Raw genomic sequence first — 12,322 nt, forward strand, 5'->3', positions numbered from 1 at the left:
TTCGTCGTGGCTTTTCCCCAAGGGTCACACCCGTTCCCATCCCGAACACGGCCGTTAAGACTTGGAGGGCCGATGATACTGCGCCGCACAGGCGTGGAAAAGTAGGTCGCTGCGACGTTAAAATCCCCTCCGGGCCATCACAACTGATGGCCCGGAGCTGTTTTACTGATAAAATTCTTCTCCTATTTCGAGGAACCCATGCCCATCGAGGTTCGACTTCCTGACGACTCTCTCCGGCAGCTGCCCGAGGGTGCGACCGGGACCGATCTGGCGGCCGGCATCGGGTCGCGCCTCCTGGAGGCCGCGCTGGCCATCAAGGTGGATGGCCGCCTGGCGGACCTGAAGTCCCCCCTGGCCGACGGCGCCAAGGTCGAGATCGTCACCAGCAAGACCCCGGAGAGCCTGGAGCTGATCCGCCACTCCACGGCCCACCTCCTGGCCCATGCGGTGAAGCGGCTCTATCCGGAGGCCCGGGTGGGCATCGGTCCGACCATCGAGGACGGGTTCTACTACGACTTCTGGGTCGAGAAGCCCTTCACCCCCGAGGATCTGCCGGTCATCGAAGCCGAGATGCGGAAGATCGTGGCCGAGGGCGTCGAGGTCGAGCGCGAGGATCTGGGGCGGGATGCCGCCGTGGCCCGGTTCCAGGCCATGGGTGAGCCCCTCAAGGTGGAGGTCGTGTCCGGCATCCCGGCCGGGGACATCATCAGCGGCTACAAGCAGGGTGATTTCTATGATCTCTGCCGCGGCCCCCACGTCCCGAACACCTCGAAGCTCAAGGCCTTCAAGCTGCTCAGCATCGCGGGCGCCTACTGGAAGGGGGACGAGAAGAACCAGATGCTCAGCCGCATCTACGGCACGGCCTTCCACACTCAGAAGGAGCTCGACGAGCACCTGAAGCGCCTGGAGGAGGCCAAGGCCCGCGACCATCGCAAGCTGGGCAAGGAGCTGGGTCTCTACTCCTTCCACCCGGAGGCGCCTGCCTCCCCCTTCTTCCATCCCAAGGGCACCCAGGTCTACAACGAGCTGGTGACCTACATGCGAGAGCTGTACTTCAAGTACGGGTACGACGAGGTGATCACCCCGCAGGTCCTGGATGTCGCCCTCTGGAAGACCAGCGGCCACTACGAGAACTACGCCGAGAACATGTACTTCACCACCGCTGAAGAGCGGGAGTACGCGCTGAAGCCCATGAACTGCCCGGGCCACTGCATTCTGTTTGGCAACCAGAAGCACAGCTACCGCGACCTGCCCATCCGGTACGCGGATTTCGGCCGCCTGCACCGCTACGAGCGCAGCGGCGTGACCCACGGGCTCACCCGCGTGCGGACCTTCTGCCAGGACGACGCCCACATCTACTGCGCGCCCGAGCAGATCAAGACCGAGATGGCCGCCTTCCTGGCCCTGTTGAAGGAGGTCTATGACACCTTCGGCTTCGAGGGGATGCGCGTGGCCCTCTCCACCCGGCCCGAGAAGCGCCTGGGCTCGGACGAGATCTGGGACGCCGCCGAGCGCGCCCTGGGCGAGGCCCTGGACGAGGCGGCCATGCCCTACACCCTCAATCCCGGCGAAGGCGCCTTCTACGGCCCCAAGATCGAGTTCCAGATCCTGGATGCCCTGAAGCGCCCCTGGCAGCTGGGCACCCTCCAGGTGGACTACATGCTGCCGGAGCGCTTCGACCTGAAGTACACGATGGCCGATGGCACCGAGGGGCGCCCCGTCATGCTGCACCGGGCCATCCTGGGCAGCCTCGAGCGCTTCATGGGCATCCTGGTGGAGCACACCGCCGGCGCCTTCCCGGCCTGGCTCGCCCCCGTCCAGGTGGCCATCCTGCCGATCACCGACCGCGCCAACGCCTTTTCCACGGAGGCGGCCGCCCGGGCGAAGGCACTCGGCCTGCGGGCGGAGCTGGATGCCCGGAACGAAAGCCTGAAGGCCAAGATCCGCGAGGCCCAGCTGGCCAAGGTGCCCTACATGCTGGTGATCGGGGACCGCGAGGCCGAGGCGGGCACGGTGTCCGTGCGGCACCGCCACCGGGGCGACCTCGGGGTGCAACCCCTGGACACCTTCCTGGGGGCCCTGGCCGCCGAAGTCCGGGAGCGACAGCGCTGAGCCTGTTTTCCTTGCTTGGCGTGAATCCATCCAAGTGGTAGACTTTTTGTCCTTGTGCAACTAGGGGAGGAACCATTCGTCCGAACGAGACCCGCATCAACGACGGCATCCGGGCCCCCGAGGTCCGCGTCATTTCTGAAGATGGCGAACAGCTCGGCTTGATGCCCCCCAACCAGGCCATTCGGATCGCGGAAGAACGCGGTTTGGATCTGGTGGAAGTGGCCGGGAATGCCAACCCGCCCGTCTGCAGGATCATGGACTACGGCAAGTACAAGTTCATGGAAGCGAAGCGGGAACATGCGGCCCGAGCCAAGCAGAAGAACATCGTGGTCAAGGAAGTGAAGTTCCGCCCCAAGACCGATGACCACGACTTCGACTTCAAGGTGAAGCACATCCTGCGGTTCCTGGAGGAAGAAGACAAAGTCAAGGTGGTGGTCATGTTCCGCGGGCGTGAAGTCGTCCATCGCGACATCGGCTACCGGATCATCGAGGAAGTCATCCAGCGGGTCGGAGACAAGGCCATCGTCGAAAAGGGCGCCGGCATCGATGGCCGGGATATGCACGCCATCCTCGCCCCCCGGATCATCGAAGTGCCCAAGGCCCCCAAGAAACCCAAGCCCGCCACACCCGAAACCCCAGCCACCGAAGCTCAAATCTAGCGAGGAACCCATGAGCGGTTACAAGATCAAGACCCACAAGGGCGCCCAGAAGCGGTTCAAGAAGACCGCTGGCGGCAAGTTCAAGCGGGGCTGCTCGCACCAGCGCCACATCCTGACCAAGAAGACGGCCAAGCGCAAGCGCCAGCTGGACATGGGCGGGATGGTGGCCAAGGCCGACCAGAAGGCCGTCGCGGCGATGCTGCCCTACGCGTGATTGAAGTTGTCAGGGGGCCCCGCGCTGCGCGCACACCCCTGGTCCCCGCGCTTCGCGCAGGCCGAGCCTGCACGAAGCTTGTTCTCCAAGGCCCGAGGTCTTAGGATCAAAGGTTCACCCCGGTGGCTGAGGCCACCCCCGATGAGGCCTTCAAACGCTCGTTCTGAGCTGCCTCGAGGAAAGGAAACGATATGACTCGTGTAAAACGTGGTTTCAAGCGGGCCCAGCGCCGCAAGCGGATGATGAAGTTCGCGAAGGGCTTCTACGGCGCCAAGTCGCGGCTGTACCGCTCCGCCAAGGAAGCCGTCGAAAAGGCCCTCGGCTACGCCTACCGCGACCGCAAGGTCAAGAAGCGTGACTTCCGCCGCCTCTGGGTGGTGCGCATCAGCGCCGCCTGCACGCAGAACGGCACCAGCTACTCCAAGTTCATGGGCGGCCTGAAGAAGGCTTCCGTGGATCTGGACCGCAAGATCCTCGCGGATCTCGCCGTGCGCAATCCTGAAGCGTTTACCAAGCTCGTGGCCGTGGCCAAGGGCTGATCGCGAAGCAACCATCGCAGACACCCGAAAGGCCGCGTGAGCGGCCTTTCTTTGTTTCGAGACACCTGTCCAGAGGGCTTCATGGACCACCTGCTTCCAGCTGAGATTCTCGAGGCGGGCCGCGCCTTCCCGGAGGCGCTGGCCGCCTGCGGCGACCTGGATGCCCTGTTGCGCCTGAAGGGCGCGTATGTGGGTCGCGAGGGCAGCCATGCCGCGCGTCTCATGGACCTGCTGAAGGCCGCGCCCAAGGAGCAGAAGCGCGACTTGGGCGCCGCCATCAACGGCCTCAAGCAGCAGTGGGAGGAGGGCCTCAAGGCCCGCCAGGCGGAACTGGAGGCAGAGAAGAAGGGTCGGAATGATCTGGCTTCCCGCTGGGATCCCACCCTGCCGCCGCCCGTGCCGGCCCGGGGTGCGCTCCATCCCCTGAACCGCCTCATGGATCGCCTGGTGGAGGTCTTCCGTCCCCTGGGCTTCCACGTGGAGGAGGGGCCGGAGGTCGAGACCGAGGCCCACAACTTCGACGGCCTCAACATCCCCGAGGACCACCCTGCGAAGGCCTCGTCGGATACCTTCTATCTGGCCGCCCATCCGGAGCTGCTGCTCCGCACGCACACCAGCCCCGTGCAGGTGCGCACGCTCCTCCGCGTGGCGCCGGACCTCGAGACACGCGGCGGCATCCGCTTCCTGGCCCCGGGCCGCGTCTACCGCAAGGATGAGATCGATCCCACCCACAGCCCCATGTTCCACCAGGTGGAGGGCATGCTGGTGGGTCACGACATTGGCATGCAGCACTTGAAGGGCACGCTGGAATACGCGCTGCGGGCCCTGTTCGGTCCCCACACGGAGATCCGCCTGCGGCCTTCGTACTTTCCCTTCGTGGAACCGGGCTGCGAGGTGGATGTGAGCTGCCCGCTGTGTGAGGCCAAAGGTTGCCGGGTCTGCAAAGGCTCGGGCTGGGTGGAGATCCTGGGCGCGGGCCTCCTCCATCCGAACGTGCTCCGCTACGCGGGCATCGACCCGGCGGAGTGGTCGGGCTGGGCCTTCGGCATGGGGGTCGAGCGCATGGCCATGATGCTGAGCCAGACACCAGACCTGCGCCTGTTCTTCGAGAACGACCAGCGCTTCCTCGGGACCATGGGAGGACTCGACTGATGTGGATTGAACGCAAGGCCCTCGCCGCCGAAGTCCCCGCTGCCGCCGGCCTGGACACGCGCCAGCTCTGCGAGTTGCTGGCTGCCCTGGGCTTTCCCGTGGATGGTGTCGCCTCCCGGGAAGGCACGGAGGTGCTGGACGTGGACATCACCGCCAACCGCGGTGATGCCATGTCCCACCGCGGCATGGCCCGGGAGGTGGCGGCGAAGCTGCAGCAGCCCCTCACGCCCCTCGCGCCGCCGCCCGTCACCGAGGGCGCACCGAAGGTGCCGGTGCGCCTGGAGAGCCCGGCCTGCCCCCTCTATGCCACAGCCCTTCTGGGCCTGGGGAAGGGCGCCACTCCGCCGGAGGCCCAGTGCTTCCTGCGGGCCCTGGAGGCCTCGGCCAAGGGCCTGCCTGCGGTGGATGCCTCCAACGAGCTGCTGCTCCGCTACGGCCACCCCACCCACGCCTTCGATGCGGATCGCATCCAGGGCGCCGTTTCGGTGCGCTGGGCCGTTGCCGGGGAGACGCTGGTGACGCTGGATGGCGTGACCCGCACCCTGACGGCCCTGGACCTCGTCATCGCCGATGAGGCCGGTCCCATCGCGATGGCCGGCGTCATGGGCGGGGACGGCACCAAGGTGACCGAGGCCACCCGGCGCGTGCTGCTGGAGAGCGCCTGGTTCGATCCGAAGACCGTCCGGGCCACGGCACGCCGCCACAGCCTGCACACGGATGCCTCCCACCGCTTTGGCCGGGGGGCGGACCCGGCCATGGCGACCCTGGCGCGAAACCTCCTGGTGGAGCGCCTCCAGGCCTGGTCGGGCGCCACCCTGGAAGGGGCCTGGACCGCCGGGGCCCTCCCGGCGCCCGCCGACCCGGTGCTCCTCCCCGGGACCCTGCTCGACCGGGTGGCCGGAGAAGCCCTTCCGCTGGGCGAGGCCGCCGAGGCCTTGCAGCGCCTGGGTTGCCGTGTGGAGGTGCGCCCGGAGGTCCTGGCCGTCCAGCCGCCCAGCTGGCGCCATGACCTGACCATTCCCGAGGATTTGGCCGAGGAGGTCCTCCGCCTGCGCGGATACGAGGTCATCCGGTCGGTGCTCCCGCCCCTGGAGGGCCCGCCCCAGCCGCTGGCCCCGGGCTACCTCCAGCGTCAGGCCCTGGCCCACCGCCTGGCCCACCTGGGTTTCCATCAGACGGTGACCTACGGGTTCATCAGTCCCGAGGCGGATGCCGCCTTCGCGGCACCGGGCAACGCCCCCGAGGGCCGCACCCTGGTCAATCCGCTGGGCCAGGAATACTCCGTGATGCGCGGAACCCTCTTGTCGAGCCTGCGGACGGCCGCGGAGCAGAACCTCCGCCAGGGCGCGCGGGAGATCCGCCTCTTCGAGGTCGCGCCGACCTATGTCAGCGGCCCCCGGGGACCCGTGGAGGCCTTCACCCTGGGCCTGGTCTGGGGTGGCACCGTGGGGGGGGAGGACTACCTGAGCCCCGCCCGCTCCGTGCGGGAGGCGGATTTGAGCGGCATGGCCCGGGACCTCGGCTTGGCCGCGGTTCCCGAGATCCACTCCCTGAGCGAGGGGCTCTTCGGGTTCGAGGTCCCCGTCTCGGCCCTGCCCGAGGCCGGCGCGCGGATCATTCCGGCCTTCCGCCCCTTCAGCCGCTTCCCCGCGGTGGAGCGGGACCTGTCCCTCCTCGTGGACCTGGGCCAGTCCCACGACGCTCTGGTGGCGGTCATGCGGGCGGCCCTGCCGGCGGAGGCGCTCCAGGATCTGCGCTGCGTGGATGTGTTCCGCCACAAGAGCCTGCCCGAAGGCCGCCAGGCCTGGTTGATGCGCCTGCGCTTCCAGGCGGATCGGACCCTGGTGGGCACCGAGGTCGATGGCTGGATGGCTTCGGCCCTGGCCGCGGCCGAGGGCCTCGGCGCCAGGCTCCGGGCGTAGAATCGCCTCAGAGGGATCCATGGACCTGCTCAAACAACTCGAATCGAAGATGCATGCCCTGGTGCAGCAGCGCAACCAGCTGAAGGAAGAGCTGGATGCGCTGAAGGCCGCCGGGGCGGTCGGGGACCAGGAGCTCCAGTCCCTCCGGGCCCGGCTGGAGGAGGCCCAGGCCGAGAAGACCGCCCTGGAGAAGGACCGCGAGGCGGTGAAGGCCCAGGTCGCCGCCATCCTGCAGGCTCTGGAGGCCCTGGGATGAAGTCCCAGCCACCCCTGCCGGGGATCCGGGCCGCCACCGTGTCGGTCCTGGGGCGGGAGCTCCAGGTCCAGACGGACCGGCCCGAGACCCTGGCGGCGGCGGTGCGGATCCTGGAGGACACCTTCCGCGACATGGACTCGCAATGCCAGCTAAGATGGGGGAGCGTCCCGAAGGGCCTCGACACTCCGTCCTGGTACCTCCTGGGCGCCCTGAACCTGGCGCACCGTGTGGCGCGTCTCGAGCAGGAAGCCAACCAGCACACCCAGAACCTGGAACAGACTCTTTCGAAGTTGCTGAACGATGTTCCGGACGAACCTTCCGCCCCCGTGCCCTTCCTCGACGAGGACGGAGACTGATTTCCCTGCGAGGCCCGTGATCATGGCCAAGCGCTTGTTCCGTAAGTCGACCTGGGAGACCTTCCCCCTGTCCTGTGCGTTCCGCGCGTCGGCGCGCCTTAGCCAGGGATCCTGGACTCCCCCCTACCAGCTAGGGAACTCGGCAAGCCTCCACGACTGAGCGGGGATCTTCTTTCACATTCTGGTGCTGGTGGCTCTTCGGATCCCAATTCCCTGGAGTCGCCCATGAACCTGATCAGCTGGATTTTTCTCCTCCTCTTCTTTGCCGCGGCCGGTGTCGGACTCCTGATGGCCCTGCGGGCCCAGAAGGCCACCGTGGAGGCCTCGCAGGCGCATACCCGCGCCGAGGCCGACATCAAGGTCCAGCGCGAGAAGCTGCTGGAAGAAGCCAAGCGGGAGGCCCAGCGCCTCCGGGAGCGGGGCGAGCAGGAGGCGGAGGCCCTCCGCAAGGAATCCGATCTGAAGGCCAAGGAGCAGGCGCTCCATGCCCGGCAGGAGGCGGAGAAGCTGCTGGCCGAGCGCCAGGCCAACCTGGAGAAGCAGGAGCAGCGCCTCCAGTCGAAGGAGACGGGCCTCCAGTCCAAGGAGGAGGGCCTGGACAAGAAGCTCCAGCAGGTGGAGCAGAAGACCAAGGATCTCGAGGGCCTGACCGAGAAGCGCAAAGCCGAGCTGGAGAAGCTGGAGGCCCAGCAGGCCGAGGCCAGGCAGCTGGTGGAGGCCCAGGCCCGGCGGCTGGAGGAGGTGGCCGGCCTCACCCGCGAGGACGCCAAGAAGGAGCTGATCTCCCAGCTTGAATACGCCGCCAAGATGGATGCCGCCAAGCTGGTGCGGCGCATCGATGAGGAAGCCCAGGAGGAGGCCGCCAAGAAGGCCCGCTGGACCATCGGCGCGGCCATCCAGCGGGTGGCGTCCGATGTGGTGGCCGAGCAGTCCGTGAGCTCGGTCCAGCTGCCCAGCGACGACCTCAAGGGCCGCATCATCGGCCGGGAGGGGCGCAACATCCGCGCGCTGGAGAAGGCCACGGGCTGCGACCTCATCGTGGACGACACGCCGGAGAGCATCGTGGTCTCCAGCTTCGATCCCATCCGCCGCGAGGTGGCCCGGCAGGCCATCCTCAAGCTGCTGGCGGACGGCCGCATCCACCCCGCCCGCATCGAGGAGGTGGTGGAGAAGGTCAAGGTCGACATGGACCAGCACCTCAAGGAGATCGGCGAGGCCGCCTGCATCGAGCTGGGCTTCCCGGATGTCCATCCCAAGTTGCACAAGCTGGTGGGCCGCCTGAACTACCGGACCTCGTACGGCCAGAACGTGCTGGAGCACACGAAGGAAGTGGCCCGCATCGCCGAGTACATGGCCGGGGAGATGGGCGCGGACGCCCGTCTCTCGCGGCGCGCCGGGCTCTTCCACGACATCGGCAAGGCCATCGACCGCGAGGTGGAGGGCACCCACATCGAGATCGGCATGCAGCTCATGCAGCGCTACGGGGAGAAGGAAGAGGTCATCCACGCCATGAGCTGCCACCACGGGGACTTCGAGCCCCGCACGGTGGAGGCCATGCTCATCACGGCCGCCGACGCTCTCAGCGCCGCCCGCCCCGGCGCCCGCCGCGAGATGATGGAGACTTACGTCAAGCGCCTCGAGAAGCTGGAGGAGATCGCGGGCAGCTACAAGGGCGTCCAGAAGAGCTACGCCATGCAGGCGGGCCGCGAGATCCGCATCCTGGTGGACGCGGGCTCGGTCAACGACGACCAGGCCTACTGGATCGCCAAGGATGTCAGCCGCCGCATCGAATCCGAGATGCAGTATCCCGGCCAGATCAAGGTCACGGTCATGCGGGAGCTGCGCGCGGTGGAAATCGCCCGGTAGGAATGGTTCGCGTCTGATACAGTCCATGCATCCCAATCTCTGCATGGTCTGGTATCAGCCTTGGACTCGCACGCGCCCCAGCCCTCCGATCCCCCCGGCTCCCCTGAGGCAGCCGGGACGGCCGAGCTTCACCGCCACCTGGCAGAGGGGGTCTACGCCCTGAGTCTGGCCCGCACCCGGGACGAAGTCTTCCGGGTGCTGCTCGGCCGCGCCGCGGAAGCCCAGCCCGGCGCCCAGTGGATCCTGAGCCTGGTCACGGTTCAGGAGGGCCAGAAGCGGTTGGAGCTGGCTGCCTCGACACCTGCGTTGGACCCACGCCTGGAGGCCGCGTTCCGGGCCTCCGGCCGCTCCTTCTTCGACACCGGGATGATGCGGGAGGTCCTCGGCCACCACCGGCCGTGCTGGGTGGCCGATGTCACGGCCTCGCCCGGGATGGTGCCCCCCGCCTTCCTGGAGACCACGGACGTGTGGGGGCTGCTGGGCGTCCCCCTGGAGTTCGAGGGGCGCATCTCAGGGGTGCTCTTCGCCGCCGCCGGCCGGGGCGCGGAGGGGTTCCAGGCCGGGGAGGACCTGCGGGCTGTCGTCCAGGGGCTGGCCCGAGTGGCCGCCCTGGGGCTCGAGCGCTTCCAGGTGGAAGCCCGTCTGGCCGAAACGGCGCTGCTGTTCCGGGACCTGGCCCGGGCCGTGCATGATCTGTCGGAAGTCGCGGATGAGGATGTCCTGATCGCCCTGCTGTTCCAGTGGGCGGCCCGGCTCGTCCCCCTGCCGGAGTGGTGGTTCAACCGGTTCGAGCCCTCCACCCGCACCTGCCGCACCACCCATTGGACCCCCGGTGTGGAGGCCTTCGGCGCGATCGAGGCCATCCGCCGGCCCGACTTCGTGGAGGGAGACCCCATTCTCGAGCGGATCCACCTCCGGCAGAAGGCCGTCCACATCCGGCGCTGGGAGGATCTCCCGGCCCGCCCGGAACGGGAGACCTGGCCCGGACCGCTCCGCACCTGGTTGGGGGTGCCCCTGGCCCATGAAGGGACCGTGATGGGATCCCTCAGTGGTGGGTCCTTCGGGGATCAGGGGCACATCGCGATCTCCGAGGAGCAGTTCGAAGCCCTCCAGAGCCTGGCGGAAAACGCCGGCCTGGCGCTGACCCGCCTGCATGCCCGGAAGGCGCTGGAGGCCCAGGAGACCCGGTTCCGGCTGCTGTTCGAGCAGTCGCCGGATCCCACCGCCCTCTTGGCCCGCGGCCTGATCCTGGCTGTGAACAGGGCCGCCGTGGACCTGTTCGGGCAGCCGGGACAGAGCTTGCTGGGCGTCGATCCGACCCAGCTGAGTCCGGCCCTGCAGCCCTCGGGAATCCCGAGCCGGGAGGCCGCCATGGCCCTCCTGGCCGAGGTGAAGGCCGGTCTCCGCAACCGGTTCGAGTGGACCTTCCTCCATGCGAGCGGCCGGCCGATCCCCTGCGACGTGGCCATCACCCAGTACGTCCTGGGATCGCGGCACGTCTACCACGCCGTGATCCGGGACCTCACGGACCAGAAGCGGGCCGAGGAGGAGCGCGCGACGCTCGAGCGCCAGCTGTTCCAGGCCCAGAAGATGGAGAGCCTGGGGGTCCTGGCCGGCGGCATCGCCCACGACTTCAACAACCTGCTCATGGGAGTCCTGGGACACGCCGGCCTGGCGCTGGACCAGCTCAGCCCCCTGCACCCGGCCATGCGCAACCTGGAGGCCATCCAGAAGGCGGGCCAGCGGGCCGCGGACCTGACCCGCCAGATGCTGGCCTATTCAGGGCGGGGACGGTTCGAGGTGCGGAACCTGGATCTCAGCGTCCAGGTGGAGGAGATGCTCCACCTGCTGGAGGTGAGCCTGCCGAAGACCGTGGTGCTCAACCTCCGGCTGAAGAAGGGACTGCCGGCCGTCTCGGCGGATGCCTCCCAGGTCCAGCAGGTGATCATGAACCTGGTGATCAACGCGGCGGAGGCCATCGGGGAATCCTCCGGCACGATCACGCTCACGACGGGCGCCCAGCATGTGGACGAGGCCGCCGCCCGCACCATGCTGGTGGGCCAGGATGTGCCCGCGGGCGCCTATGTGTACCTGGAGGTGGCCGACACCGGGTGTGGCATGGATAGCGACACGGTCAGCCGGATCTTCGAGCCCTTCTTCACGACCAAGTTCACGGGTCGGGGCCTGGGTCTGTCCGCCATCATGGGCATCGTCCGCGGCCACAAGGGGGCCCTGCGCGTCTACTCGGAGGTGGGCCACGGCACCACCTTCAAGGTGCTGCTGCCGGCCCTGGGCGTGGTGACCGAGCCGGGAACCGCGCAGCTCGAGGATTCCCCGTGGGCCGGCCACGGCCTCGTCCTGGTGGTGGACGACGATGAGACCGTGCGGATCGTGGCCCGACAGGCGCTGGAGGCGAAGGGATTCCAGGTGCTGGAGGCCCAGGACGGCCAGGAGGCCGTGGACCTGGTGCGGACCCGGGGCGGGGACATCGGGCTCGTCCTCCTGGACATGACCATGCCCCGAATGGGCGGCGAGGAGGCCTTCCGCGAGATGCGGCGGCTCCAGCCCGACATCCGCGTCGTCCTGAGCTCGGGCTACAACGAGGTCGAGGCCATGGGCCGCTTCATGGGCAAGGGTCTGAAGGGGTTCATCCAGAAACCCTATGGCCCCAGGGAACTGCTGGCCAAGATCCAGGACAGCCTGCAAAGCTGAATCATGCGCACGGTCCTGCTGCTCATCCTCAGCAACGTCTTCTTCGCCCTGCGGGCTCAGGCCTCAAATCCGGTCGCGGTGGCTTCGGAGGGTGGCCGATGAGAACCGTCATCCTTCTCGTCCTCAGCAACATCCTCTTCGCCCTGCGGGCTCAGGCCTCAAATCCGGTCGCGGTGGCTTCGGAGGGTGGCCGATGAGAACCGTCATCCTTCTCGTCCTCAGCAACATCTTCATGACCTTTGCCTGGTACGGACACCTGAAGCACCACCGGGACAGTCCGCTCTGGATCGCGATCCTGGCCAGCTGGGGCATCGCCTTCTTCGAGTACTGCCTCATGGTGCCCGCCAACCGCATCGGCTACGGACGCTTCAGCCTGCCCCAGCTGAAGGTGATCCAGGAGGTGGTGACGCTCCTGGTCTTCGCCGTGTTCACGGTGGCCTGGATGCGCGAGCGGCTGCACCTCAACCACCTGTGGGCAGGGCTCTGCCTGGTGGGCGCCGTCTTCTTCACGTTCCGCCGCTAGGAGGTCGGCGG

Annotated in this window: 11 protein-coding genes and 1 rRNA gene; all 12 read left to right on the forward strand. The window is 67.8% G+C overall.

Annotated elements, in window-relative coordinates; genetic code table 11:
• The first annotated feature begins 2 nt into the window (after positions 1 to 2).
• The 12 genes from rrf to MLE43_RS08085 all read left to right on the forward strand — a co-directional run bounded on the left by rrf (position 3) and on the right by MLE43_RS08085 (position 12,311).
• Positions 3 to 118, forward strand: a 5S ribosomal RNA gene (gene rrf, locus MLE43_RS08025).
• Between the two features lie 80 nt (positions 119 to 198).
• Positions 199 to 2,112 carry a threonine--tRNA ligase gene (gene thrS / locus MLE43_RS08030; protein WP_243303125.1) on the forward strand — a complete coding sequence of 638 codons (1,914 nt, stop codon included), beginning with the start codon at positions 199 to 201 and terminating at the stop codon, positions 2,110 to 2,112.
• A gap of 95 nt (positions 2,113 to 2,207) precedes the next feature.
• Positions 2,208 to 2,771: a translation initiation factor IF-3 gene (gene infC / locus MLE43_RS08035; protein WP_257306032.1), complete on the forward strand. Its 564-nt coding sequence runs from the start codon at positions 2,208 to 2,210 to the stop codon at positions 2,769 to 2,771.
• Positions 2,772 to 2,781: 10 nt separating this feature from the next.
• Complete coding sequence (rpmI, locus tag MLE43_RS08040; RefSeq protein WP_243303127.1) at positions 2,782 to 2,985, forward strand: 50S ribosomal protein L35; 204 nt, start codon at positions 2,782 to 2,784, stop codon at positions 2,983 to 2,985.
• Positions 2,986 to 3,176: 191 nt separating this feature from the next.
• On the forward strand, positions 3,177 to 3,524 hold the full coding sequence (rplT, locus tag MLE43_RS08045) for a 50S ribosomal protein L20 (RefSeq protein WP_243288481.1): 348 nt from the start codon (positions 3,177 to 3,179) through the stop codon (positions 3,522 to 3,524).
• An 81-nt stretch (positions 3,525 to 3,605) separates the two neighbouring features.
• Positions 3,606 to 4,676, forward strand: a complete 1,071-nt coding sequence (pheS, locus tag MLE43_RS08050) for a phenylalanine--tRNA ligase subunit alpha (RefSeq protein WP_243303129.1) — start codon at positions 3,606 to 3,608, stop codon at positions 4,674 to 4,676.
• On the forward strand, positions 4,676 to 6,598 hold the full coding sequence (locus MLE43_RS08055; RefSeq protein ID WP_243303130.1) for a phenylalanine--tRNA ligase subunit beta: 1,923 nt from the start codon (positions 4,676 to 4,678) through the stop codon (positions 6,596 to 6,598). Before pheS ends, MLE43_RS08055 begins: the two co-directional genes overlap by 1 nt.
• A gap of 19 nt (positions 6,599 to 6,617) precedes the next feature.
• Complete coding sequence (zapB, locus tag MLE43_RS08060; protein ID WP_243303132.1) at positions 6,618 to 6,854, forward strand: cell division protein ZapB; 237 nt, start codon at positions 6,618 to 6,620, stop codon at positions 6,852 to 6,854.
• Complete coding sequence (locus MLE43_RS08065) at positions 6,851 to 7,210, forward strand: cell division protein ZapA (RefSeq protein ID WP_243295463.1); 360 nt, start codon at positions 6,851 to 6,853, stop codon at positions 7,208 to 7,210. Before zapB ends, MLE43_RS08065 begins: the two co-directional genes overlap by 4 nt.
• A 225-nt stretch (positions 7,211 to 7,435) precedes the next feature.
• Positions 7,436 to 9,076 (forward strand): ribonuclease Y, encoded by a 1,641-nt coding sequence (gene rny / locus MLE43_RS08070; protein WP_243303134.1) that lies wholly within the window; start codon positions 7,436 to 7,438, stop codon positions 9,074 to 9,076.
• A 60-nt stretch (positions 9,077 to 9,136) separates the two neighbouring features.
• Complete coding sequence (locus MLE43_RS14840) at positions 9,137 to 11,788, forward strand: response regulator (protein ID WP_275976141.1); 2,652 nt, start codon at positions 9,137 to 9,139, stop codon at positions 11,786 to 11,788.
• Positions 11,789 to 11,981: 193 nt separating this feature from the next.
• Positions 11,982 to 12,311: a DMT family protein gene (locus tag MLE43_RS08085; RefSeq protein WP_243303137.1), complete on the forward strand. Its 330-nt coding sequence runs from the start codon at positions 11,982 to 11,984 to the stop codon at positions 12,309 to 12,311.
• Positions 12,312 to 12,322 lie beyond the last annotated feature (11 nt).

It is taken from the genome of Geothrix oryzisoli, assembly GCF_022808865.1.
Classification (GTDB): Bacteria; Acidobacteriota; Holophagae; order Holophagales; family Holophagaceae; genus Geothrix; species Geothrix oryzisoli.

Bases quoted from the DNA above. Each gene is read 5' to 3' on its own strand.
- thrS (WP_243303125.1), top strand. From the start codon at position 199: ATGCCCATCGAGGTTCGACTTCCTGACGACTCTCTCCGGCAGCTGCCC.
- MLE43_RS08065 (WP_243295463.1), top strand. From the start codon at position 6,851: ATGAAGTCCCAGCCACCCCTGCCGGGGATCCGGGCCGCCACCGTGTCG.
- zapB (WP_243303132.1), top strand. From the start codon at position 6,618: ATGGACCTGCTCAAACAACTCGAATCGAAGATGCATGCCCTGGTGCAG.
- rpmI (WP_243303127.1), top strand. From the start codon at position 2,782: ATGAGCGGTTACAAGATCAAGACCCACAAGGGCGCCCAGAAGCGGTTC.
- pheS (WP_243303129.1), top strand. From the start codon at position 3,606: ATGGACCACCTGCTTCCAGCTGAGATTCTCGAGGCGGGCCGCGCCTTC.
- rplT (WP_243288481.1), top strand. From the start codon at position 3,177: ATGACTCGTGTAAAACGTGGTTTCAAGCGGGCCCAGCGCCGCAAGCGG.
- MLE43_RS08055 (WP_243303130.1), top strand. From the start codon at position 4,676: ATGTGGATTGAACGCAAGGCCCTCGCCGCCGAAGTCCCCGCTGCCGCC.
- MLE43_RS08085 (WP_243303137.1), top strand. From the start codon at position 11,982: ATGAGAACCGTCATCCTTCTCGTCCTCAGCAACATCTTCATGACCTTT.
- rny (WP_243303134.1), top strand. From the start codon at position 7,436: ATGAACCTGATCAGCTGGATTTTTCTCCTCCTCTTCTTTGCCGCGGCC.